The following is a 23,292-nucleotide window of genomic DNA, read 5'->3' on the forward strand; positions in this document are numbered from 1 at the left end:
ACGTCCTATCTCTAGGATTGTCAGAGGATGTCAAGACCTGGTAAGGTTCTTCGCGTTGCTTCGAATTAAACCACATGCTCCACCGCTTGTGCGGGCCCCCGTCAATTCCTTTGAGTTTCAGTCTTGCGACCGTACTCCCCAGGCGGAGTGCTTAATGCGTTAGCTGCAGCACTAAGGGGCGGAAACCCCCTAACACTTAGCACTCATCGTTTACGGCGTGGACTACCAGGGTATCTAATCCTGTTCGCTCCCCACGCTTTCGCTCCTCAGCGTCAGTTACAGACCAGAGAGTCGCCTTCGCCACTGGTGTTCCTCCACATCTCTACGCATTTCACCGCTACACGTGGAATTCCACTCTCCTCTTCTGCACTCAAGTTCCCCAGTTTCCAATGACCCTCCCCGGTTGAGCCGGGGGCTTTCACATCAGACTTAAGAAACCGCCTGCGAGCCCTTTACGCCCAATAATTCCGGACAACGCTTGCCACCTACGTATTACCGCGGCTGCTGGCACGTAGTTAGCCGTGGCTTTCTGGTTAGGTACCGTCAAGGTACCGCCCTATTCGAACGGTACTTGTTCTTCCCTAACAACAGAGCTTTACGATCCGAAAACCTTCATCACTCACGCGGCGTTGCTCCGTCAGACTTTCGTCCATTGCGGAAGATTCCCTACTGCTGCCTCCCGTAGGAGTCTGGGCCGTGTCTCAGTCCCAGTGTGGCCGATCACCCTCTCAGGTCGGCTACGCATCGTCGCCTTGGTGAGCCGTTACCTCACCAACTAGCTAATGCGCCGCGGGTCCATCTGTAAGTGGTAGCCGAAGCCACCTTTTATGTTTGAACCATGCGGTTCAAACAACCATCCGGTATTAGCCCCGGTTTCCCGGAGTTATCCCAGTCTTACAGGTAGGTTACCCACGTGTTACTCACCCGTCCGCCGCTAACATCAGGGAGCAAGCTCCCATCTGTCCGCTCGACTTGCATGTATTAGGCACGCCGCCAGCGTTCGTCCTGAGCCAGGATCAAACTCTCCGATAAAGTAGTTTGACTGACTACGCACATCACTGTGCGATTTTTAAAAACTGAATTAACAGGTACGTTTTGTCTTGTTTAGTTTTCAAAGAACTTTGTGTGCTTCTCTCGAAGCGACTACTTAATAGTAACATTTTTAGTTAACTAGGTCAATACTTTTTTAAAAAAGTTTTTACTAGTCATAATGGTCATGCTTGTGTCTTTAAAAAGACAACAGAAATGATTATACCATAATTTTTATGGCTGTAAAGGGTTATGACAAAAAAAGCACAGCTATTTCAGCTGCGCTTTTTTTCACACTTCTTCTTGTTCTTCTTCATTCTCATCTTCTTCGTTTTTCTCTACTAAAGCTACTGTAGCAACATGCTCTTCTTCTGCCATTCTGATGAGACGCACACCTTGAGTGACACGTCCGGTGATGGAGATATCATTGATGTCCATTCTGATGAGTACGCCGCTAGCTGTAATAATCATTAGATCCTCTTCACCTTTAGTAGCTTTCACTGCTACTAGTTGGCCGTTGTTCTCGGTGATTTTCGCTGTTTTGAGTCCTTTTCCGCCCCGGCTTTGGGTTCTGTACTCTTCAGCCGGAGTTCGTTTTCCGTACCCTTTTTCAGTAACGATAAGGACGTGTGATTCTTCCTCTAATATCTCCATGCCGACAACAACGTCGTCATCCGTCAGGGTGATGCCTTTTACGCCCGCCGCAGTTCTTCCCATCTCCCGAACATCTGTTTCAGGGAAACGGATCAGTAAACCGTTTTTCGTTCCAATGATGATTTGTTTTGTGCCATCAGTCAGACGTACACCCATCAGTTCATCGTCTTCACGAAGACTCAGAGCGATTAGACCATTGTTGCGGATATTAGCGAATTGAGATAGTGATGTTCGTTTTGAAACCCCATGCTTTGTAGTGAAGAAAAGGTAAAGCTCCGCATTGAATTCCGTGACTGGAATAATCGCGTTGATCCACTCACCCTTTTCTACCTCCAGCAGGTTAATAATCGGGATTCCTTTTGCCGTTCTGCCGTATTCAGGGATTTCATACCCTTTTGCACGATACACTTTCCCCTTGTTCGAGAAGAAGAGAATCGTGTCATGAGTTGACGTAGATATCAAATGTTCAACGAAATCATCTTCGTTTGTTCCCATACCTTGTACACCTTTTCCGCCCCGTTTTTGACTGCGGTAAGTTGATGCAGGAAGACGTTTGACGTATCCGTTGTGCGTCAGAGTAACTACGATATTTTCTCTCTCGATGAGATCTTCATCTTCAATTGTCTCCAGTCCAGAAGTGACGATCTCAGTACGTCTTTCATCGTTAAAACGCTCTTTGATTTCCGTGAGTTCTTCACGAATGATCTCAAGCACTTTATATTCATTTGCCAAGATGTCTTTTAGCTCTGCAATTAATTTAACAAGAGATTGGTATTCTTCTTCGATCTTTTCACGTTCCAGTCCCGTTAAACGCTGGAGCCTCATGTCAAGGATCGCTTGTGCTTGCTTCTCTGTCAGTGAGAATTGTTCAATTAAACCTGTTCTCGCAATTTCAGCCGTTTGAGAATTACGGATAAGGGAGATAACTGCATCGAGATGATCCAGTGCAACTCTCAATCCTTCCAAGATATGAGCTCTCGCTTCTGCTTTACGCAATTCATAAGCAGTACGGCGTCTAATGACAACTTTTTGGTGGTCAAGGTAATGCTCCAGGCATTGCTTAAGAGTTAAAACTTTCGGCTGGCCATCAACAAGTGCAAGCAGGTTGATGCCAAAAGATGTTTGTAGAGCAGTTTGTTTGTACAGATTGTTTAAGATGACATTTGCATTGGCATCGCGTCTTATTTCAATGACAATTCTCATACCTGTACGATCTGACTCATCACGCAGATCTGTGATACCCTCTATCTTTTTGTCCCTTACGAGATCAGCAATTTTCTCAATTAATTTCGCCTTATTTACTTGGTAAGGTAACTCTGTAACGATAATTCTTTCTTTACCCGAAGATGTTTGTTCGATCTCAGCTTTTGCCCGGATCGTGATAGAGCCTCGGCCTGATTCGTATGCTTTCCGGATACCGCTGCGTCCCAAGATTTGACCCGCGGTCGGGAAATCAGGCCCTGGAATGACTTCCATAAGCTCTGGAATGGTAATGTCCGGATTCTCACTGACAGCAAGTACACCGTCAATGATTTCTCCCAGCTGGTGAGGAGGAATGTTTGTTGCCATACCTACCGCAATGCCGGCAGCACCGTTCACGAGCAGATTCGGGAACCTTGAAGGCATAACGACAGGTTCTCTTTCTGACCCGTCATAGTTATCCTGGTAATCGATTGTGTCTTTTGTGATGTCGCGAAGAATCTCCATTGAGATTTTAGACATTCTTGCTTCTGTATAACGCATGGCCGCCGCTGAGTCTCCGTCAACAGAACCGAAGTTTCCATGACCGTCAACGAGCATATAACGGTAGTTGAAATCCTGAGCCATTCTAACCATGGATTCATATACCGCTGAATCACCGTGCGGGTGGTATTTCCCGATAACTTCTCCAACGATACGCGCGGATTTTTTATAAGGCTTGTCACTTGTCATGCCTAAATCATTCATTGCATACAAAATCCGTCTATGAACCGGTTTTAAACCGTCTCGAACATCCGGAAGAGCACGGGACACGATAACGCTCATTGCATAATCCAAGAAGGACGTACGCATTTCCTGACTGATATTTATTTCACGAACTTGTGGTGTGTTTTGTTCACTCATTAAAAAACCTCCCTGAAGTATCACATGAAATATGTGGGAGTAGATTGTCCATTATGACCTTCAATACGATTTCACTATTCTCCATTATATCAATAAACTTATGATTATACACATTAAATTGCTAGAATATATAGGTATTGCAAGCATTGCTGCATCTGATCTTGTTCAGAAAAAAGCCTTATTTCTTATTGGAAATAAGGCTTTTTATGATTAGATGTCAAGATTTTTAACGTATCTCGCATTCGCTTCTATGAAGTTTCGGCGCGGTTCTACTTTGTCGCCCATAAGCATTTCAAAAGTCTCGTCCGCATCCATTGCATCTTCAAGAGTTACCTGAAGAAGTGTTCTGGAGCTAGGATCCATGGTTGTCTCCCATAGCTGGGTGGCATTCATTTCACCAAGACCTTTGTAACGCTGCAGTCCAGGCTTAGGCGTTTGAGGAAGAGTTTTTAACAGCTCTTCAAGCTCCTTGTCATTGTACGCATATTCAACACGTTTCCCCTGTTGAACCTTGTAGAGCGGCGGCTGTGCAATGTACACGTAGCCATTTTCGATAATTTGGCGCATATATCTGTAAAAGAACGTTAACAGCAGTGTTCTGATGTGCGCGCCGTCAACATCGGCATCTGTCATAATGACAACTTTGTGGTAACGGGCTTTCTCAAGGTTGAAGTCTTCCCCAATACCTGTGCCGAGCGCTGTGATCATAGAGCGAACTTCGTTGTTAGAAAGGATTTTATCCAGTCTGGCCTTTTCAACGTTTAGGATTTTACCTCTAAGCGGCAAAATGGCTTGGAAATGTCTGTCGCGTCCTTGTTTAGCAGATCCTCCGGCAGAGTCACCCTCTACGATATATAACTCGGAGATGCTCGGATCTTTTGAAGAGCAGTCCGCTAACTTACCGGGCAGGTTTGAAATTTCCAAAGCACTCTTACGACGTGTTAGTTCACGGGCTTTTTTCGCAGCCATTCTTGCTCTTGCCGCCATTAAGCCTTTATCGACAATTTTTTTGGCTGCATCTGGATTTTCCAGCATAAATGTTTCCATCGCCGTAGAAAATAACGTATCGGTGATCGTCCGTGCTTCTGAGTTGCCCAGCTTTGTTTTCGTTTGGCCCTCAAACTGCGGATCAGGGTGTTTGATTGAAATAATCGCTGTCAGCCCTTCCCTTACGTCATCTCCGCTTAGGTTTGGATCATTTTCTTTAATAAGCCCTTTTTTTCTGGCGTAATCGTTGATAACACGAGTCAGGCCCGTTTTGAAGCCAGCTTCATGGGTACCGCCTTCGTACGTGTTAATGTTGTTTGTAAACGAGTAAATGTTGCTTGTGTAGCTGTCATTGTATTGCAAAGCCACTTCAACCGTAATGCCGTCCTTTTCGCCTTCAATGTAAATCGGCTCTTCATGGACAACCTCTTTAGAGCGGTTTAAATACTCTACATAACTTTTAATTCCGCCTTCGTAATGGTATTCATTTTTGCGCTCTTGTCCTTCACGTTTATCCTCAATCGTGATGTTTACGCCCTTTGTTAAAAAGGCTAATTCACGTACGCGGTTGGCAAGCAGATCATAATCATACTCGGTTGTTTCTGAGAAAATTTCAGGGTCCGGGACAAAATGTGTCGTCGTTCCTGTATGATCCGTTTCGCCAATGATTTCAAGGTCTGTAACCGGAACTCCGCGTTTATAAGTTTGGCGGTGAATTTTACCGTCACGGTGAACCGTCACATCAAGCTCTGTTGATAGTGCGTTTACGACAGACGCACCTACACCGTGTAATCCTCCGGATACTTTATAGCCGCTTCCGTCAAATTTTCCTCCGGCATGAAGTACCGTCATAATGACTTCTACCGCAGGACGGCCCATTTTTTCATGAATACCGACTGGAATACCGCGGCCATTATCTACAACCGTGATACTGTTGTCTTTTTCGATTTGGATATTGATATCCGTACAATAACCGGCGAGGGCTTCGTCAATACTATTGTCGACAATTTCCCATACCAGGTGGTGAAGGCCTTTGCTGTTTGTCGAACCGATATACATCCCCGGTCTTTTACGAACAGCTTCCAATCCTTCTAGTACCTGTATCTGATTTTCATCATAACTGTTTTGCTGCTGTTCCATAGCCACGTCATTCACCTACACTTTTCTAAACGATATATTCGTGATAAAAAATTTCTAAGAATCTATTTCAAACATAAATTGCGCACGTTTTTTTAATGTGCTGGAAGATAAGGGAGAGTAATATATATTCTGAACCGTGACTACGATAGATTTGGGCGTGCCGTTTACGGAAGGCACCACCTTGTGTTTCTGTTTTTTCAGAAATTCTTCAACAATAGGCGACATGTTGGCTTTAAAGTCAAAAATGCCGACAATATCTCGTGTTGAAACCACAAAGTCATCACCTAAATGAATATACAATTGCTCACCTCATTTCTTCACTTCACTAACGCACCATTTTGCACACGGAACATTCCTGCTTGACGTAAGGTTTCGTGATCAATGCCATCAACGCTTGTCGTTGTGACAAACGTTTGTACACGGCCTTGGATCGTATGAAGCAAGTGTGACTGGCGATAATCATCCAGTTCACTCAGTACATCATCCAATAGTAAAATGGGATATTCTCCGATTTCTTCATGGATCAGGTCAATCTCCGCCAGCTTAAGGGACAACGCCGTCGTTCGCTGCTGTCCTTGAGAACCATACGTCTGCACATCGCGTCCGTTCACATAGAAAAGAACATCATCGCGATGAGGCCCTGACAGCGTCACACCACGCTCAATTTCTTTTTCTCTTAATTTAGAAAACGCTTCTTGATAGCTATCTCCTATTTTCGACAAATCTAGGGGATCTGATACATCAAGAGCTGTATGGTATTTCAGGGTAAGTTCTTCAAGCCCTCTTGAGATGCCTGCATGGATGGGCTGCGCCCATTTCTCGAGCTGTGCTGTAAACTGCAGGCGTTTTACGACGACTTTTGCTGCAACTTCTATAAGCTGATCGGTCAGAACATCGAGCATCGTCCGGTCAGTTTGTTTTCTTGTTTGCAGCTGTTTCAAAAAATGATTCCGCTGGGAAAGGATTTTCTGGTAAAGAGAAAGATCATGAAGATAGACGGGAGAAACCTGTCCAATTTCCATGTCAAGAAACCGCCTTCTCACTTGAGGGCTTCCCTTTACAAGATTTAAATCTTCCGGCGCGAACATAATGGTGTTGAGGGCCCCGACATACTGGCTGAGCTTTTGCTGTTCAATATGATTGACCTTGCCCTTTTTACCCTTTTTGGAGATGACGAGCTGCATCGGGATCGCCCCGTTTTGCTTCATCACTCTTCCCTCTATTTTAGCATAGTCTTTGTCCCACCGTATAAGTTCTTTGTCATTTGATGTCCGGTGCGATTTCGCCATGGACAAGACATAGATCGCCTCCATGAGGTTTGTCTTCCCCTGGGCGTTTTCTCCGATGATCACATTTACTTTATTTTCAAATTGAAGTTCAGCATGGTCGTAGTTGCGGTAAGATGAAAGTTCTAAGTTCTGGATATACAATCAGTGTCACCCGCTTTAATTGACGACTTGAAATGAACCAAATCCTTCAATCTCTACCACATCTCCAACATACAGCTTTCTGCCCCGGCGGTTGTCCGGCTCATCGTTCACAAGCACTTCATGCTCGCTTAAAAACCACTTCGCCATACCGCCAGACTGAATCACATCGGCTAATTTTAAGAATTGTCCGAGTGTAATCATCTCTGTATCAATTGAAATCGGATTTGCCATTATATCGACCTCTTTCAAATATCACTAATATCTAATTGTACTAAAAAAAAACGAATTAGGGAAAGGGAAAACTTGTCGGAGCAGATACCGAATAGAAAAGCTGCCGACAAGTCGGCAGCAGTGTATCGGATTAATAGGTTCTGACAGGGAGGATAAGCTGTACAATCGTTTCATCATTCGGCGTGCGAATTAAGAAAGGTCTCATTGCACCTGTAAAGCTTACGCGTATTTCTGCTCCTTCAAGCACCTTTAGTGCATCCAGCATATATTTTGGACTAAAAGAGATATTTAATTCCTCACCTTCAATTTGATCCGCAGCAATTGCTTCCACAACTTTACCGATTTCCGGTGAATTGGAAGAAATTTCAATGGATTCAGCCGGTTTTGCGGACAGTTTTACAACGTTGTTGCGTCCCTCTCTAGCTAAAAGAGATGCACGATCAATGGCCTGAAGGAATTCTTTTGTGTTCACAATGATTTCTGTTTTGCTGTCTTGCGGAATCAGGCTGGTTGTGTCTGGATAATTCCCGTCCAGAAGCCGTGAGAAGAATAAGACGTTTTTCGCTTTAAACAGAACTTGGGTTTCTGTGATGACGATATCTACAAGTTCCTGGTTGTCATCTAAAATCTTGCTGAGTTCAGTTAAACTTTTTCCCGGAATCACGACGTTATAAGATCTGTCTTCTGGAATATCAAGTTTGGCCTTTCTTAATGCAAGACGGTGGCTATCCGTTGCAGTGCATAATAATTCACTTTGCTCCACTTTCCAGTTTACACCTGTCAAGATAGGGCGTGTTTCTGAGGTGGACACTGCAAATACTGTTTGTCTGATTAGATTTTTTAACAAATCAGTTGGGATCTGAATCGCATGATGCTCTTCAATCTGCGGCAAGTGCGGATACTCGTCAGCATCCAGTCCGTTTAGATTAAATTCAGCTTTACCAGAACGGATAATCGTCAAATACTGATTTTGGACTTCAATTTCTACAGTTGCCATCGGCAATTTTTTTACAATTTCACTAAAAAAGCGAGCCTGTAAAACGATGCTTCCGGGCTGTTCAATAGTGACGATTTCTTTATCTCCTTCTTCTTTTGGAATGAAGGATTCAATAGAAATATCTGAGTCACTCCCTGTAAAGGATACTCCATCATCTGATGCAACAATTTTAATACCAGTCAGAATGGGAATCGTGGTTCTGGATGAAACTGCTTTTAATACATCTTGGACACTTTCAACAAGACGATCTTTTTGAATCGTGAATTTCATTTTTATCCTCCTAACGGATAATGTATTAATATATATATTTATAAAAAATAGTAGAAGTAATAGTAGGGCCTGTGGATTTGTGGATAAGTTGTGAAAAAGACAGGAAACACAGCCTATCCACATGTGGACAGACTGTGTATGACTTCCGAAAAGTTATTCACACTTTCCCCGATTGATCCCTGGTCCTGCTATTTAAGCTGTTCTTTAATTTCTTTTACATGCTGCTGAAGCTGTTCATCATCTGCCAGCAGTTTCGAAATTTTTTCATGCGCATGAATAACGGTCGTATGATCACGTCCTCCAAACTCTTCACCGATTTTAGGAAGAGAGGAATCAGTCATTTCCCTTGATAAGTACATGGCGATTTGACGCGGAAAAGCTACTGACTTTGTCCGTTTTTTTGCTTTGAAATCCTCGAGTTTAATATTAAATTGCTGGCCTACTACCCTCTGAATTTCTTTTATCGTAATGACTTTCGGTTTTGAGGAAGGAATAATATCTTTCAACGCCTCAGCGGCCAGATCAGCATTAATATCTTTATTAATTAAAGATGAATAAGCGACAACTCTGATTAATGCTCCTTCGAGTTCCCGAATATTGCTGTCGATTTGATTCGCGATGTAAAGCATAACCTCGTTCGGAATATCGAGGCCTTCTGCTTTGGCTTTTTTTCTTAAAATTGCAATTCTCGTTTCTAGATCAGGCGGTGTGATATCTGTAATAAGTCCCCATTCAAAACGAGAGCGCAATCTGTCCTCAAGTGTCGGAATTTCCTTTGGCGGTCGGTCACTTGAAATGACGATTTGTTTGCTTTCTTCGTGCAATGTGTTAAATGTATGGAAAAATTCTTCCTGGGTTTGTTCTTTCCCCGCTAAAAATTGAATATCATCTATCAAAAGCACATCAACATTTCGATAGCGATTGCGGAAGTCGACGGCTTTATTATCTCGGATAGAGTTGATGAATTCGTTTGTAAATTTCTCAGAAGACAGATAAACCACTTTGGCAGAAGGATTATGATCTATTACATAATGGCCGATCGCATGCATTAAGTGCGTTTTCCCTAAGCCGACGCCCCCATAGATAAATAAAGGGTTGTAAGCTTTCGCGGGTGCTTCCGCTACTGCGAGGGAAGCAGCGTGTGCAAATCGGTTTCCAGATCCGATGACAAAAGTATCAAAAGTATATTTTGGATTGAGCATATTTTGAGGAAAATCAGATGTATCTTCTTTGACCGCTTTTTTGACTTGCGGTTTCGGCATAAAGTCCTCAACATCTTGATTTTGAGGAATGACAAACTTAATGCTCAATTCTTCCCCGGTTAATTCATATATAGTATCTGCAATCAGATGCAAGTATCTGGACTCCAGCCAGTCTCTGGCAAATTCATTGGGAGCCGTGATCGTTAATGTATCGCCTTGCAGTGAGTGGGCTTTGGTTGACTTCATCCAAGTCTCAAAACTCGGTTTGCTCAACTTTTTTTCGATTTGAGCAAGGGCTTGGTTCCACAGGTCTAATATATTTTCCATCTTCCGGCACGTCCCTCCTTTTCATAGAAAATGTTGTCTTTCTCTGTTATAGAACACAAAAAAAGAGCAAATGGCGCTTACCATTCGTACACATTAAATGTTGAAAACATATAATATAGTAGATAAATAGCTTTTCGACAAATTTCACAACTTGTGGACAACCTGCTACACAAGCTGTGTGAAATCAATCCACAACTTATCCACACTTTGTGGATAAAGAGGAAAGGTAGGATTAGTAATCAAGAGTTAAAACACAAATATAATACCAAAATAAACGAGAGCTTGCAATGGTTGTCACAATCTTATCCACAAAGCGGACAACCTGTTGAAAAAGCCTTGTCCACAGGGGTTGGTAATGTGAAAATGTTGTCGATAACCTCTGTGGATACTAAAAAAAGCCGAAAAAGATATCCACATGCGTGATTTTAGGGGCAAATTATTTGGATTTGTCTTTTTTCCGTAAAAATAAGGAATCTAAAAAATAAGGTTTCGAAAGTTGAAAAGGTATGGTATCCTATTATGGTTGCAAGAAATAAAAGCACTAGTGAAGTTGACAATGAATAGGTAACGCAAATATAATAAGTAAGACTGTCTTTAACAGCTATTCCTCGAGGGAGGTGTCATAAATGAAAAGAACATTCCAACCGAATAACCGTAAACGCAGCAAAGTTCATGGCTTCAGAAGCCGTATGAGTTCAAAAAACGGTCGTCTAGTTTTAGCACGCCGTCGCCGCAAAGGCAGAAAAGTATTATCAGCTTAGGCCACTGAATAATGTCAGTGGTCTTTTTTCACGTTATGGGAAAAGATAGATGTGATGCGTAATGAACCGGGGCATGCTTCCTGGTTCAGATGCATCTCATGTTCATAATAAATTTTAAAAGTTTCTGCCAGCCAGTATCGGAGTGAGTCATTTGAAGAAGCGAAATCGTTTAAAGAAAAATGAAGATTTTCAAAAAGTGTTTAAACATGGGACATCAGTTGCAAACCGCCAGTTTGTCTTATATACGCTTGATCAGCCTGAAAATGATGAACTGCGTGTCGGGCTTTCCGTCAGCAAAAAAATTGGCAATGCTGTGATGCGAAATCGGATCAAACGTTTGATTCGGCAGGCCTTTCTTGAAGAGAAAGAGAGACTGAAGGAAAAGGATTACATCATTATTGCCAGAAAACCGGCGAGCCAGCTGACATTTGAGGAAACGAAAAAAAGTTTGCAGCATCTATTCAGAAAGTCTTCATTATATAAGAAATCTTCGTCAAAGTAGGCATCACCACGCTTTCTTACAACTTTTAAAAGCGCTTCCTTTCTGGTTGATCAGAAAAAGACACCATTTAAAACTGAAAGATGCTAAAATACATACAAGTATGCTTTGCAATAAAAGAGTGTAAAGATTAATTATAGGAGGAAATGTTGTTGAAAAGGAGAATAGGGTTGCTATTAAGTATGGTTGGCGTATTCATGCTTTTGGCTGGATGCTCGAGTGTGAAAGAGCCGATTACTGCAGATAGTCCGCATTTCTGGGACAAGTACGTAGTATATCCATTGTCTGAGCTCATTACGTATGTAGCGAAATTGACGGGAGATAACTACGGGCTTTCAATTATTCTAGTTACCATTTTAATTCGTTTATTAATTTTACCGCTGATGATTAAGCAGCTGAGAAGTTCGAAAGCGATGCAGGCTTTACAGCCGGAAATGCAAAAGCTTAAAGAAAAATACAGCTCAAAGGATCAAAAAACGCAGCAAAAGCTTCAGCAGGAAACAATGGCTTTATTCCAAAAGCATGGTGTCAATCCATTGGCGGGATGTTTCCCGATTTTGATCCAGATGCCGATTTTAATTGGATTCTATCATGCGATCATGAGAACCCAGGCGATTTCAGAGCATAGCTTCTTATGGTTTGACTTAGGAGAAAAAGATCCTTACTATATTCTTCCTATCGTTGCCGGTGTCGCTACATTTGTTCAGCAAAAACTGATGATGGCGGGCAATGCGCAGCAAAATCCGCAAATGGCGATGATGCTTTGGATTATGCCAATTATGATTATCGTATTTGCGATCAACTTCCCGGCGGCTCTTTCTCTTTATTGGGTAGTCGGTAACTTGTTTATGATTGCGCAAACTTTCCTCATTAAAGGACCTGATATTAAAAAAAATCCTGAGCCGCAAAAAGCCGGAGGAAAGAAAAAGTGAGGAATGTGACTGCTGCAGGGCGAAATGTCGATGAAGCAGTACAGTCCGGATTGCAAGAGCTGGGATTAACGAAGGATAAGGTAGAAATTATTATTATTGAAGAGGGAAACAAAGGGTTTCTCGGCATTTTCGGCAAAAAGCCTGCGATCGTAAAGCTGGTTGAAAAGATTGATCCGATTCAGCAAGCGAAGTTATATCTTCAAACGATCGCCGAAGCCATTGCCGGGAAGTCTGATGTGACTGTTCAAGAAAGCAAAAAGACAGTGAGATATCATATAACAGGTGAAAAGGCAGCATTGTTGATTGGGAAAAGAGGACAAACCTTAAACGCTCTTGAAACTTTGACACAGCTTGCCCTTAACCGTTATCCAGGCCAATACAAAAATGTGACGGTGGATGCAGAAAACTATCGTTTGAAAAGAAAAGAAACACTGAGCCAGCTGGCCATCAAGCTTGCTGACCAAGTTTTGAAAACGAAAAAATCCATCCAGCTTGAGCCTATGCCGTCCAGCGAAAGAAAAATTATTCACGATACTCTTTCTGGATATGCAAACCACCAGATCAAAACATATTCAATGGGTGAAGGCGAAAATCGTCATCTCGTTATTTCCCATAAAAGATAGCATAAAACCGAAGTCCGATAAAAATTGGATTTCGGTTTTTTTGTATCAGAAAAATCTACTTTTCCTAGTAATATCAAGGTTTTGCCGTTTAAGTTTTTTCTTTTTAGGTGTATCCTGTTGATAAAAAGGAAGTTCAGGAAATAAAATTAATTGTTATTCACATGTGGATAAGTTAAAGTAATAAGGGACGAATTTCTATTTCTGTGGATAACAAATCTTCCACTTCGAACCAAACTATGTTATCTTTTAGTTTTGGCATAATAAAAATTTTTTTATATAGATGAAGTATAAGTAAAGAGAGGTGAACAACATGGATACAATTGCGGCAATTTCCACACCGATGGGAGAAGGCGCGATTGCGATTGTACGGTTGAGCGGACCAGAAGCCATTCAAATCGCAGATAAAATTTATAAGGGACCGAAGGGGAAAACACTCAGCTCGGTCGAATCACATACGATTCATTATGGTCATATCGTAGACAGACCTTCGGATCGTGTCGTTGAGGAAGTAATGGTATCAGTGTTAAAAGCGCCGAGAACTTTTACACGGGAAGATGTTATCGAGATAAACTGTCACGGGGGAATTGTGACTGTGAACCAAGTGCTTCAGCTCGCATTGAGAGAGGGGGCGAGACTGGCAGAGCCTGGCGAATTTACGAAACGTGCGTTTTTAAACGGGCGAATCGATCTTTCACAGGCGGAAGCGGTTATGGACTTAATCAGAGCGAAAACGGACCGGGCAATGAACGTTGCTATGAATCAAATGGAAGGGCGTCTTTCTGCTTTGGTGCGCCGTTTGCGCAGTGAGATTTTAGAAACACTGGCCCATGTTGAGGTGAATATCGATTATCCGGAGTATGATGATGTAGAGGAAATGACGCATCAGATTTTAGTCGAAAAGGCAACCGCCGTGAAAAAGGAAATTGAGGCGCTGCTGAGGACTTCTGAGCAAGGAAAAATCTTGCGTGAAGGTCTTTCTACCGTCATTATCGGCCGGCCGAACGTAGGAAAATCATCTCTTCTGAACAGCCTCGTTCATGAGGCAAAAGCCATTGTAACCGATATTCCCGGAACGACACGGGATGTAATTGAGGAATACGTGAATGTAAGGGGCGTCCCGCTTCGTCTGGTTGATACAGCAGGTATTCGCGAAACAGAGGATATTGTTGAGCGAATCGGTGTTGAACGTTCTCGCCAGGTTCTAAAGGAAGCGGACCTGATTTTACTTGTGCTTAATTATAGTGAAGAGCTTTCTGAAGAAGACGTGAAGCTTTTTGAAGCCGTTGAGGGCATGGATGTTATCGTGATTTTGAATAAGACTGACCTTGAGGCGAAGATTGACACTGAACGTGTCCGTGAGCTTGCCAATGGACGTCCAGTTGTTACGACATCTCTTTTAAAAGAGGAAGGCATCAATGATCTGGAAGAAGCGATTCAATCATTGTTCTACACGGGTGCCATTGAAAGCGGTGATCTGACTTATGTCAGCAACACACGTCACATCTCTATTTTACAGCAAGCAAAACGCGCCATTGAAGATGCGCTTAGCGGCATCGAACAGGATGTCCCGATCGACATGGTGCAAATTGACCTTACAAGATGCTGGGAGCTTTTAGGGGAAATCATTGGAGATTCTGTCCACGAAAGCTTAATTGATCAGCTCTTTTCACAATTCTGTTTAGGAAAATAATAAAAGGAGGAACTAGAATCATGGGGTATGAAGCAGGCCAATACGATGTGATTGTGATTGGCGCCGGGCATGCCGGTGTTGAGGCTGCCCTCGCATCTGCACGCCAAGGCGCCAAAACGCTTGTCTTGACCATCAACCTAGATATGGTTGCATTTATGCCATGTAATCCGTCTGTCGGCGGCCCCGCAAAAGGGATTGTCGTCCGCGAAATTGACGCGCTCGGCGGAGAAATGGGAAGAAACATCGATAAAACGCATATTCAAATGAGAATGCTGAATACAGGAAAAGGTCCTGCGGTTCGTGCATTGCGTGCGCAAGCAGACAAATTCCAATATCAGCACGAAATGAAAAATACGCTTGAAAAAGAACCAAACTTAACATTGCTGCAAGGAATTGTGGAGCGGCTGATCGTTGAAGACGGCGAATGCCGAGGCGTTATTACACAAACCGGCGCACATTATCGTGCGAAAGCAGTTGTCATGACGACAGGGACATATTTAAGAGGACGTATCATTCTTGGTGATCTGTCTTACTCAAGCGGCCCAAATAACCAGCAGCCTTCTATTAAGCTTTCTGAGCATTTGGAGGAACTTGGTTTTGACCTTGTTCGTTTTAAAACAGGTACGCCGCCTCGCGTTAAAAGCGACACGATTGATTACAGCAAAACGGAAATTCAGCCTGGTGACGATGTGCCTCGCGCTTTCTCATATGAAACAGTGGAATATATCACAGATCAGCTCCCTTGCTGGCTGACATATACAAGCCCTGAGACACATGAGATTATTGACAGCAACCTGCACCGTTCACCGATGTATTCCGGTATGATCAAAGGTACGGGCCCAAGATACTGCCCATCCATTGAAGATAAAGTTGTACGATTTAATGATAAACCGCGTCACCAGATCTTCCTTGAGCCGGAAGGCAGAAATACACAGGAAGTCTATGTCCAAGGTTTATCTACAAGTCTTCCAGAAGACGTACAGCAAAGAATGCTTGCAACGATTCCTGGACTTGAAAACGTGCAAATGATGAGAGCCGGCTATGCGATCGAGTATGATGCAATCGTACCGACACAGCTCTGGCCGACACTTGAAACAAAAAAAATCACAAACCTTTACACTGCAGGCCAAATTAACGGAACTTCCGGTTATGAAGAAGCTGCGGGACAAGGGATTATGGCGGGAATCAATGCAGGACGAAAAGCGCTTGGAAAAGAAGAAGTGATTTTAAGCCGTTCTGACGCCTATATTGGTGTTCTGATTGATGACCTTGTGACAAAAGGTACCAATGAGCCATATCGTCTTTTGACATCACGTGCGGAATACAGATTGCTGCTTCGCCATGACAATGCTGATTTGCGTCTGACAGAAATCGGACACCGCATTGGATTGATTTCTGATGAGCGCTATGCGGCTTTTGAGAAGAAAAAAGCGGCGATCGAGGCGGAGAAAAAACGTCTTCATTCTGTAATTATCAAGCCGTCTCCGGAAAATCAAGAATATATCCGTTCTCTTGGCGGAAGCGAATTGAAAGATGGAGTTCGCGGCACAGACTTGATGAAGCGTCCTGAAATGAACTATGAAACAGTCACAAAACTGGCGCCGCCAGAAGTGCCAGTTCCTCAAGACGTGGCAGAACAAGTAGAAATCCAAGTGAAATATGAAGGATATATTGAAAAATCTCTTCAGCAAGTGGAAAAACTGAAGAAGATGGAAAATAAAAAAATTCCAGATCGAATTGATTATGACGCAATTAAGGGGATTGCGACCGAGGCGCGTCAAAAACTGAAAAATGTACGGCCTTTGTCTGTTGCCCAAGCTTCCCGCATTTCCGGTGTAAACCCGGCGGACATTTCAATTCTATTGGTGTATTTAGAGCAGGGACGCATTGCGAAGATAGCCGAATAGAAAGGATGACGGCATGAATATTGAAGAATTTACTTCTGGTTTGGCGGAAAAAGGGATCTCCCTTTCTCCCCGTCAGCTAGAGCAATTTGAGCTGTATTACGACATGCTGGTTGAATGGAACGAAAAAATCAATCTGACTTCAATAACAGAGAAAAAAGAAGTGTATTTAAAGCATTTTTATGATTCCATTACAGCTGCTTTTTATGTCGACTTCAATCAGGTGAACACGATTTGTGATGTCGGAGCGGGAGCGGGTTTTCCAAGTCTGCCGATAAAAATATGCTTTCCGCACCTCAATGTCACAATCGTAGATTCACTGAATAAACGGATCACGTTTTTAGAAAAGCTATCTGAGGCTTTGCAATTGGAGAATACAACATACTGCCATGACAGAGCTGAAACGTTCGGGCAACGGAAAGACGTGCGTGAAAGCTATGATATTGTGACAGCGCGAGCAGTTGCGAGATTATCTGTTTTGAGTGAGCTTTGCTTGCCTCTGGTGAAGAAAAACGGTTTATTTGTTGCTTTAAAAGCCGCATCAGCGGAAGAAGAACTGAATGCAGGCAAAAAAGCAATCACGACGCTTGGAGGAGAACTTGAGAATATCCATTCTTTTAAGCTGCCTATTGAAGAAAGCGATCGTAATATTATGGTGATACGCAAAATAAAAAATACACCTAAGAAGTATCCAAGAAAACCGGGAACTCCTAATAAATCGCCAATTGAAGGGTAATTTAGACAGCCTGATATGACAATACCATCATATTTTCATCAAAATTGATGGATGTACAGCAGGAAAAACCATGAGAAAATAGAATTATAAAAATGGCAGTTTTTAAAGGTGGTGTAGGTACATGAAGCATTCATTCTCTCGTTTCTTCGGGCTTGGTGAGAAGGAACAGGAGCCGGAGATTGCTGAACATGATACAAACAAAGAAGAGATTCTGGAAATACCGGTAAATGCTATCGTTCCCAACCGTTTTCAGCCACGCACCATTTTCTCAGATGAAAAAATCAAAGAGTTAGCAATGACCATTCATACACACGGCATTATTCAGCCGATTGTTGTTAGGCATACAGAAGAAGAAGGCCAATACGAACTCATTGCAGGTGAAAGACGCTGGAGAGCGGTGCAATCGCTTGAGTGGGAAAAGATTCCGGCAATTATTAAGGATTTTTCCGACACGGAAACCGCTTCTGTGGCGTTAATCGAGAACTTGCAGCGGGAAGAACTGTCTTCTATTGAGGAAGCGCATGCTTATGCTAGGCTGCTTGAGCTGCATGATTTAACACAGGAGGCACTCGCACAGCGCTTAGGAAAAGGGCAGTCTACAATCGCGAATAAGCTTCGGTTATTAAAGCTGCCTCAGCCGGTCCAAGAGGCGATTATGGAGAAGAAAATCACCGAGCGCCATGCCAGAGCGCTGATTCCGCTGAAACAGCCTGAGCTCCAAGTCACACTGCTCACAGAGATTATTGAGAAAAGTTTAAATGTAAAGCAGACGGAAGACCGCGTGGTGAAAATGCTGGAGCAAGGCCAGAGAAAGCCAAAGCCGAGACGCAAAGCATTCAGCAGAGATACAAGAATTGCGATGAACACGATTCGCCAGTCACTATCAATGGTGGAAGACAGCGGTGTAAAATTGAATACGGAAGAAGAAGAATTTGAAGAATATATTCAATTAACGATTCGCATACCAAAATAGAAGCTCTCCTGAAAAGCAGGAGAGCTTTTTATATTTTTAATAAAAGGTAATCACTTACTTTTAGTGAATATTATTATATTAGAATTCTTTTCTTTGAGCTTGTGGATAAATTCTTCAGATTTTTGCGGTGAAATTACTGCATGTCCCCATCCCCCCTTATAATATATCGTGATGGCATGGCGAGAGCCGATCAGACGAAAACCGGACCACAGTTTCTTTTTTTGAACGACTTTATCGATTTTTTCATAAGGAATTTGATGTTTGATCAATCCGGCTTTAATGATCAGATGGTGTTCCTTCAATACATATTTTAGGTCAATAAAGCTCCAAATGATGAGTCCATTTAAAAGAGTCAGCAGAATAAAAATGATCCAGCCGGAAACTCTCATATTTCCCAGCACAAAAGGAACAATGGCATCTGCTTGTATCAGTAATATGAGAAACACAATCATCAGCGTAACGGGTACATCTCTCTTCGTTTGATAAACCATTTTCTCACCATCCTGTTTCCACGTTCTGTACTGTGACTTCTTCTTTTTTTCTTTAAGAAATTCCTTTTTTAAGTCAAAAAAACATAGAAATTGCAGAATTTATAAGAGAAAGCATAAAGCGTGCTTGAATTTTCAATTATTTCCCTTCTGATTCGGAACAAAATGATGAAAAAAATGAAACGCTTTAATCTTTTTTTGATAGAATAGAAGCAAGATAGTACATGTTCATGTGAAAGTAGGTGACATCGTGGGAAAAATCATAGCAATTACGAACCAAAAAGGCGGGGTCGGCAAAACAACGACGTCTGTCAACCTTGGGGCATGTTTGGCTTACATAGGGAAAAGGGTTCTGCTGGTAGATATTGATCCGCAGGGAAATGCGACAAGCGGATTAGGGATTGAAAAAGCCGATGTAGAGCAGTGTGTGTACGATATTTTAGTAGATGATGCAGATGTAATAGATATTATTAAAGCAACGACAGTAGAGAACTTGGATGTGATTCCTGCGACGATTCAGCTTGCCGGGGCTGAGATCGAGCTGGTTCCTACAATATCAAGAGAAGTGAGATTGAAGAGAGCGCTTGAAGCAGTAAAGCAAAATTATGATTATATTATCATTGATTGTCCGCCGTCATTGGGCTTGCTGACGATTAACGCCCTTACTGCCTCGGATTCCGTTGTGATTCCTGTACAGTGCGAATATTATGCCTTGGAGGGGCTCAGCCAGTTATTAAATACAGTACGTCTTGTGCAAAAGCATTTGAATACTGATTTAATGATTGAAGGTGTATTGCTGACAATGCTTGATGCCCGGACAAACCTTGGCATTCAAGTGATTGAAGAGGTTAAAAAGTATTTTAGGGATAAAGTATATAAGACAGTTATTCCGCGTAATGTCCGTCTGAGTGAGGCACCGAGTCACGGAAAACCCATCATTTTATACGATCCGCGGTCAAGAGGTGCGGAAGTATATTTAGATTTAGCAAAGGAAGTGGCTGCGAATGGCTAAAGGCCTTGGAAAAGGGATTAATGCGTTATTTAATCAGGTAGATTTGTCTGAAGAGACAGTTGAAGAAATTAAAATTGCCGATTTACGCCCTAATCCTTATCAGCCAAGAAAACACTTTGATGACGAGGCATTAGCTGAACTAAAAGAATCTGTGCTGCAGCATGGCATTCTTCAGCCGCTTATCGTCAGAAAATCTTTAAAAGGCTATGATATTGTTGCGGGTGAACGGCGTTTTCGAGCGGCAAAGCTGGCAGGTTTAGATACAGTTCCGGCCATTGTCCGTGAATTATCAGAGGCGTTAATGAGGGAAATTGCTTTATTAGAAAATCTTCAGCGTGAAGATTTATCTCCGCTTGAAGAGGCTCAGGCATATGACTCCTTGTTGAAACACTTAGATCTCACACAAGAGCAGCTTGCCAAACGTCTTGGGAAAAGCAGACCGCATATTGCGAATCATTTAAGACTGCTGACACTGCCAGAAAATATTCAGCAGCTTATTGCCGAAGGTACGCTTTCTATGGGACATGGACGCACGCTTCTTGGCTTAAAAAACAAAAATAAGCTTGAACCGCTGGTACAAAAAGTGATTGCGGAGCAGCTCAATGTTCGCCAGCTTGAGCAGCTGATTCAGCAGTTGAATCAGAATGTTCCACGTGAAACAAAGAAAAAAGAACCTGTGAAAGATGCGGTTCTAAAAGAGCGAGAATCCTATCTCCAAAATTATTTTGGAACAACAGTTAATATTAAAAGACAGAAGAAAAAAGGCAAAATCGAAATTGAATTTTTCTCTAATGAAGACCTTGACCGGATTTTAGAGCTTTTGTCTGAACGAGAATCATAAATGAAAAAACCATCTTTCAAACGAAGATGGTTTTTTCATTTATATGCGCCCAGTGAGCCTTTGCAGCGGGTTAAGGCGTTCTTGCCTCCACTCTGTCCGATCTGTTAAACTCAAACCTTCCGCTAGAACATTTGCCATATTCATGACCAAGTTGAGTCTAGTATTTTGTAATACAAAATATTCCATAAAACCGCTGACATTTACGATTCCGTTAATATGAAGATCTCCCACTTCAGGAAGGTCTTTTTGCACACCGGCTCCGGGCTTTAATGGCCCGTCCCCGATTTGAAATGAACCCACACTCTTAACGCGGCCTAAGCATGCATCCACCGCTATAACAAATGGGTTTTTATGTAATTTATGAATGTCATTGATTTTATCCTTCATGTTCACAGCATGGACGGGGTCAGATAAGGTTCCGTAGACATGGAATCTGGTGAGCTGCATCTGTTTGAGTTTCATCCCTACGAGCGGGCCTAATGAGTCACCGGTTGAACGGTCTGTTCCGATACAAACCACGACAATTGGTTTGCCGGCAGCTTTACGTAAGGATGAAGAAAGGATGGTTTGGATTTGTTTTGCCGCTGCAGCATCTGTATGTGAAACATATTGCTTTACTCGTTCCTGAGAGGAAAAAAGCCCGCCTTTTCGATTCATGGGTTTCACTTCCTTGTTATAGTAGGTAACAGAATTGCTATGGTGTGTGTAGTTATGTAAGGTTGTTTACAGTATATCCAGCAGTATGATTTTTTATGCTTTGTGTATGGCACCGGAGATTTTAAAAAAGTAGAGGTTATGATATGAATGGTTAGTGGGTGATTACAAGTATTGTCCCCCATTGCCTCGATCATGATCAAGCAATGGTCTGCTTATGAAACACTTGAATAGATAGGAATGGTTAGAAAAAAGTGAAGAGTGAAGTTCACTTCTTCATTCCAAGGACAAACAAATAAATATCTCTTTTTAGACTGCCGCATTAGCAGTCTTTTTTATGTTTATTTCGTATGATAATTTCACCTTGTGTTTAAATGTCTATGAAAATATGGCATGTTTGCTTTCCTTTATTTATATAGTAACAATAACGGGAACAAGCTGAACTTTGTCTATGAGGTGATAGTGTTGTGGAGAGCCGGAATGAAGTGGATGCTGCTCATATTAGGGAGCCTGATTGGGGCCGGATATGCGAGCGGTCAGGAGATATGGCAGTTTTTTGGGGCGGAAAGCGGACTTGCTATTGTGCTGTTTACAATTATGTTCATTTTCTCGTCTTATATTGTGATGAAAATCAGTTTTAAAGTTCAATCCACTCATTTTCTGCCGGTTCTGGAGCATTTAATGGGGCCATGGCTGGCGAAAATTTATGATGTCCTCATCATTTTTTATTTGTTTTCGACGACTATGGTGATGATTGCCGGAGGCGGTGTGACCCTGCAAATGTACAAGCTTCCTTTCTGGTGGGGAATCACGCTGATTTGTATTGTGACAGTGTGTTTGTTTTTGTGGGATGTGAAAGGAATATTATCTATAAATAGTATTTTGATTCCTGTGTTAGTAGCGGGGCTTTTATATGCGCTGATCTCCTTTCAGAGCACACATCACCATACGTGGACGATTGATTTGTCCCAGCAGTATAACTGGCCTGCGAGCATTACGTTTACCTCTTTAAACATCCTTTCAGTTGTTGCGATTTTATCCTCTGTTGGGAAAGAGATGAAAGGGCTCGGAGAAGCAAAAATCGCAAGTGTGGCAAGCGGTCTTATTTTTGGCGTGATCTCATTTGTTTATAATGAAACGTTGGTGGAGCTGGCGGGCTCCCTTTCTCAGTTTGAAATACCGCTGTTTGCCGTTCTGGAGGGTGCGCCTTATTTCCTTTTTTTATGTATGACGGCGGTGCTGTGCCTGGCGATTTACACGACGACGGTAGCAGGTTTGCTGGGGCTGTCCAGCCGGCTGATGGCGTTTATTCATATGCCTAGATGGATGATTGTGTTGATTTTGTTAGTGTTAATGGTACCTTTTACTTCTTTCGGATTTTCTGATTTGATCGCGTTCTTGTATCCGATATATGGGATGCTCAATTTGTATTTGTTAGTTTGTCTGCTCTTATATCCTATTTTGAGTAAATGGAAATAAGAGGATGTATTTCTTTTCAGGTATCTTGATTGCTCTTATGATCAGTTTTTTTGTACAATAGATACAGCAGTTTAGGAAAAGAGGTGAAGGGTCTTGGCGGATAAAGACTTTGGCCTGAATGATATCGTAGAAATGAAAAAACCGCATCCATGCGGAGCGAACAGCTGGAAAATTATACGCATGGGAATGGATATTCGAATTAAGTGTGAGGGATGCTCTCACAGTGTTATGATTCCGAGAAGAGAATTTGAAAGAAAACTAAAAAAAGTACTAGTCAAGCATGAGGAGCCTACTTCATAAATAGGCCGACACTCATGCTTTTTCATATAG

21 protein-coding genes and 1 rRNA gene (1 of these 22 only partly in view) are annotated in these 23,292 nt (G+C 42.4%); 12 read left to right on the plus strand and 10 right to left on the minus strand.

The window, feature by feature from the left end; genetic code table 11:
* The 8 genes from PUN35_RS14835 to dnaA all read right to left on the minus strand — a co-directional run.
* Positions 1–1,032 (minus strand): 16S ribosomal RNA (locus PUN35_RS14835); it reaches 518 nt to the left of the window's first position.
* Between the two features lie 288 nt (positions 1,033–1,320).
* Entirely contained in the window at positions 1,321–3,786 is a 2,466-nt protein-coding gene (gene gyrA / locus PUN35_RS14840; protein ID WP_003244540.1) for a DNA topoisomerase (ATP-hydrolyzing) subunit A, read from the minus strand.
* A gap of 210 nt (positions 3,787–3,996) precedes the next feature.
* Positions 3,997–5,913: a DNA topoisomerase (ATP-hydrolyzing) subunit B gene (gyrB, locus tag PUN35_RS14845; RefSeq protein ID WP_003226808.1), complete on the minus strand. Its 1,917-nt coding sequence runs from the start codon at positions 5,911–5,913 to the stop codon at positions 3,997–3,999.
* Positions 5,914–5,967: 54 nt separating this feature from the next.
* Entirely contained in the window at positions 5,968–6,213 is a 246-nt protein-coding gene (remB, locus tag PUN35_RS14850) for an extracellular matrix regulator RemB (protein WP_003219266.1), read from the minus strand.
* Positions 6,214–6,230: 17 nt separating this feature from the next.
* A complete protein-coding gene (gene recF / locus PUN35_RS14855) occupies positions 6,231–7,343 on the minus strand; it encodes a DNA replication/repair protein RecF (RefSeq protein ID WP_014478578.1) in 1,113 nt (370 codons plus the stop codon).
* Between the two features lie 15 nt (positions 7,344–7,358).
* Positions 7,359–7,574 (minus strand): ribosome maturation protein RlbA, encoded by a 216-nt coding sequence (rlbA, locus tag PUN35_RS14860; RefSeq protein WP_003226810.1) that lies wholly within the window; start codon positions 7,572–7,574, stop codon positions 7,359–7,361.
* 130 nt (positions 7,575–7,704) lie between these two features.
* Complete coding sequence (gene dnaN / locus PUN35_RS14865; RefSeq protein ID WP_003226811.1) at positions 7,705–8,841, minus strand: DNA polymerase III subunit beta; 1,137 nt, start codon at positions 8,839–8,841, stop codon at positions 7,705–7,707.
* 188 nt (positions 8,842–9,029) lie between these two features.
* On the minus strand, positions 9,030–10,370 hold the full coding sequence (gene dnaA / locus PUN35_RS14870) for a chromosomal replication initiator protein DnaA (protein WP_003242674.1): 1,341 nt from the start codon (positions 10,368–10,370) through the stop codon (positions 9,030–9,032).
* Between the two features lie 626 nt (positions 10,371–10,996).
* On the opposite strand from dnaA, the gene rpmH reads away from it, so the two are divergent.
* The 8 genes from rpmH (at position 10,997) to noc (ending at position 18,488) form a co-directional block, all read left to right on the plus strand.
* A complete protein-coding gene (rpmH, locus tag PUN35_RS14875) occupies positions 10,997–11,131 on the plus strand; it encodes a 50S ribosomal protein L34 (RefSeq protein ID WP_003178075.1) in 135 nt (44 codons plus the stop codon).
* Positions 11,132–11,282: 151 nt separating this feature from the next.
* The gene (gene rnpA / locus PUN35_RS14880) at positions 11,283–11,633 is read left to right on the plus strand and encodes a ribonuclease P protein component (RefSeq protein WP_014481515.1); all 351 of its coding nucleotides are present in this window, start codon (positions 11,283–11,285) and stop codon (positions 11,631–11,633) included.
* A 143-nt stretch (positions 11,634–11,776) separates the two neighbouring features.
* Positions 11,777–12,562, plus strand: coding sequence for a YidC family membrane integrase SpoIIIJ (spoIIIJ, locus tag PUN35_RS14885; RefSeq protein ID WP_010886648.1), 786 nt, complete (start codon positions 11,777–11,779; stop codon positions 12,560–12,562).
* Positions 12,559–13,185 (plus strand): RNA-binding cell elongation regulator Jag/EloR, encoded by a 627-nt coding sequence (jag, locus tag PUN35_RS14890; RefSeq protein ID WP_014481513.1) that lies wholly within the window; start codon positions 12,559–12,561, stop codon positions 13,183–13,185. Before spoIIIJ ends, jag begins: the two co-directional genes overlap by 4 nt.
* A gap of 310 nt (positions 13,186–13,495) precedes the next feature.
* Positions 13,496–14,875, plus strand: coding sequence for a tRNA uridine-5-carboxymethylaminomethyl(34) synthesis GTPase MnmE (gene mnmE, locus PUN35_RS14895; protein ID WP_014478576.1), 1,380 nt, complete (start codon positions 13,496–13,498; stop codon positions 14,873–14,875).
* 20 nt (positions 14,876–14,895) lie between these two features.
* Entirely contained in the window at positions 14,896–16,782 is a 1,887-nt protein-coding gene (gene mnmG / locus PUN35_RS14900) for a tRNA uridine-5-carboxymethylaminomethyl(34) synthesis enzyme MnmG (protein WP_003226825.1), read from the plus strand.
* Between the two features lie 13 nt (positions 16,783–16,795).
* Entirely contained in the window at positions 16,796–17,515 is a 720-nt protein-coding gene (gene rsmG, locus PUN35_RS14905; RefSeq protein ID WP_014481512.1) for a 16S rRNA (guanine(527)-N(7))-methyltransferase RsmG, read from the plus strand.
* Positions 17,516–17,636: 121 nt separating this feature from the next.
* A complete protein-coding gene (noc, locus tag PUN35_RS14910) occupies positions 17,637–18,488 on the plus strand; it encodes a nucleoid occlusion protein (RefSeq protein WP_003226829.1) in 852 nt (283 codons plus the stop codon).
* Positions 18,489–18,538: 50 nt separating this feature from the next.
* On the opposite strand, the gene PUN35_RS14915 is transcribed toward noc, so the two are convergent.
* Positions 18,539–18,979: a PH domain-containing protein gene (locus PUN35_RS14915; RefSeq protein WP_014481510.1), complete on the minus strand. Its 441-nt coding sequence runs from the start codon at positions 18,977–18,979 to the stop codon at positions 18,539–18,541.
* A 247-nt stretch (positions 18,980–19,226) separates the two neighbouring features.
* Between PUN35_RS14915 and soj the strand changes: the two genes are divergently transcribed.
* Together soj and spo0J are read left to right on the plus strand one after the other, a co-directional pair.
* Entirely contained in the window at positions 19,227–19,988 is a 762-nt protein-coding gene (gene soj, locus PUN35_RS14920) for a sporulation initiation inhibitor protein Soj (protein WP_003219244.1), read from the plus strand.
* Positions 19,981–20,829 (plus strand): stage 0 sporulation protein Spo0J, encoded by an 849-nt coding sequence (gene spo0J, locus PUN35_RS14925; protein ID WP_003226832.1) that lies wholly within the window; start codon positions 19,981–19,983, stop codon positions 20,827–20,829. Before soj ends, spo0J begins: the two co-directional genes overlap by 8 nt.
* A gap of 39 nt (positions 20,830–20,868) precedes the next feature.
* Here the strand turns inward: spo0J and yyaC are convergent, their stop codons facing one another.
* Positions 20,869–21,486 carry a spore protease YyaC gene (yyaC, locus tag PUN35_RS14930; RefSeq protein ID WP_003243890.1) on the minus strand — a complete coding sequence of 206 codons (618 nt, stop codon included), beginning with the start codon at positions 21,484–21,486 and terminating at the stop codon, positions 20,869–20,871.
* Between the two features lie 459 nt (positions 21,487–21,945).
* On the opposite strand from yyaC, the gene PUN35_RS14935 reads away from it, so the two are divergent.
* Both PUN35_RS14935 and PUN35_RS14940 read left to right on the plus strand, forming a co-directional pair.
* On the plus strand, positions 21,946–22,962 hold the full coding sequence (locus tag PUN35_RS14935) for a YkvI family membrane protein (protein ID WP_010886647.1): 1,017 nt from the start codon (positions 21,946–21,948) through the stop codon (positions 22,960–22,962).
* A 93-nt stretch (positions 22,963–23,055) separates the two neighbouring features.
* On the plus strand, positions 23,056–23,262 hold the full coding sequence (locus tag PUN35_RS14940; RefSeq protein WP_003226838.1) for a DUF951 domain-containing protein: 207 nt from the start codon (positions 23,056–23,058) through the stop codon (positions 23,260–23,262).
* The last annotated feature ends 30 nt before the right edge of the window (positions 23,263–23,292 follow it).

Source organism: Bacillus sp. N3378-2at, assembly GCF_033412715.1.
In the GTDB taxonomy this organism is placed as follows: domain Bacteria; phylum Bacillota; class Bacilli; order Bacillales; family Bacillaceae; genus Bacillus; species Bacillus subtilis.

Bases quoted from the DNA above. Each gene is read 5' to 3' on its own strand.
- mnmG (WP_003226825.1), top strand. From the start codon at position 14,896: ATGGGGTATGAAGCAGGCCAATACGATGTGATTGTGATTGGCGCCGGG.
- gyrB (WP_003226808.1), bottom strand. From the start codon at position 5,913: ATGGAACAGCAGCAAAACAGTTATGATGAAAATCAGATACAGGTACTA.
- spoIIIJ (WP_010886648.1), top strand. From the start codon at position 11,777: ATGTTGTTGAAAAGGAGAATAGGGTTGCTATTAAGTATGGTTGGCGTA.
- noc (WP_003226829.1), top strand. From the start codon at position 17,637: ATGAAGCATTCATTCTCTCGTTTCTTCGGGCTTGGTGAGAAGGAACAG.
- mnmE (WP_014478576.1), top strand. From the start codon at position 13,496: ATGGATACAATTGCGGCAATTTCCACACCGATGGGAGAAGGCGCGATT.
- rlbA (WP_003226810.1), bottom strand. From the start codon at position 7,574: ATGGCAAATCCGATTTCAATTGATACAGAGATGATTACACTCGGACAA.
- yyaC (WP_003243890.1), bottom strand. From the start codon at position 21,486: ATGAATCGAAAAGGCGGGCTTTTTTCCTCTCAGGAACGAGTAAAGCAA.
- PUN35_RS14915 (WP_014481510.1), bottom strand. From the start codon at position 18,979: ATGGTTTATCAAACGAAGAGAGATGTACCCGTTACGCTGATGATTGTG.
- gyrA (WP_003244540.1), bottom strand. From the start codon at position 3,786: ATGAGTGAACAAAACACACCACAAGTTCGTGAAATAAATATCAGTCAG.
- rpmH (WP_003178075.1), top strand. From the start codon at position 10,997: ATGAAAAGAACATTCCAACCGAATAACCGTAAACGCAGCAAAGTTCAT.
- dnaA (WP_003242674.1), bottom strand. From the start codon at position 10,370: ATGGAAAATATATTAGACCTGTGGAACCAAGCCCTTGCTCAAATCGAA.
- spo0J (WP_003226832.1), top strand. From the start codon at position 19,981: ATGGCTAAAGGCCTTGGAAAAGGGATTAATGCGTTATTTAATCAGGTA.
- dnaN (WP_003226811.1), bottom strand. From the start codon at position 8,841: ATGAAATTCACGATTCAAAAAGATCGTCTTGTTGAAAGTGTCCAAGAT.
- rsmG (WP_014481512.1), top strand. From the start codon at position 16,796: ATGAATATTGAAGAATTTACTTCTGGTTTGGCGGAAAAAGGGATCTCC.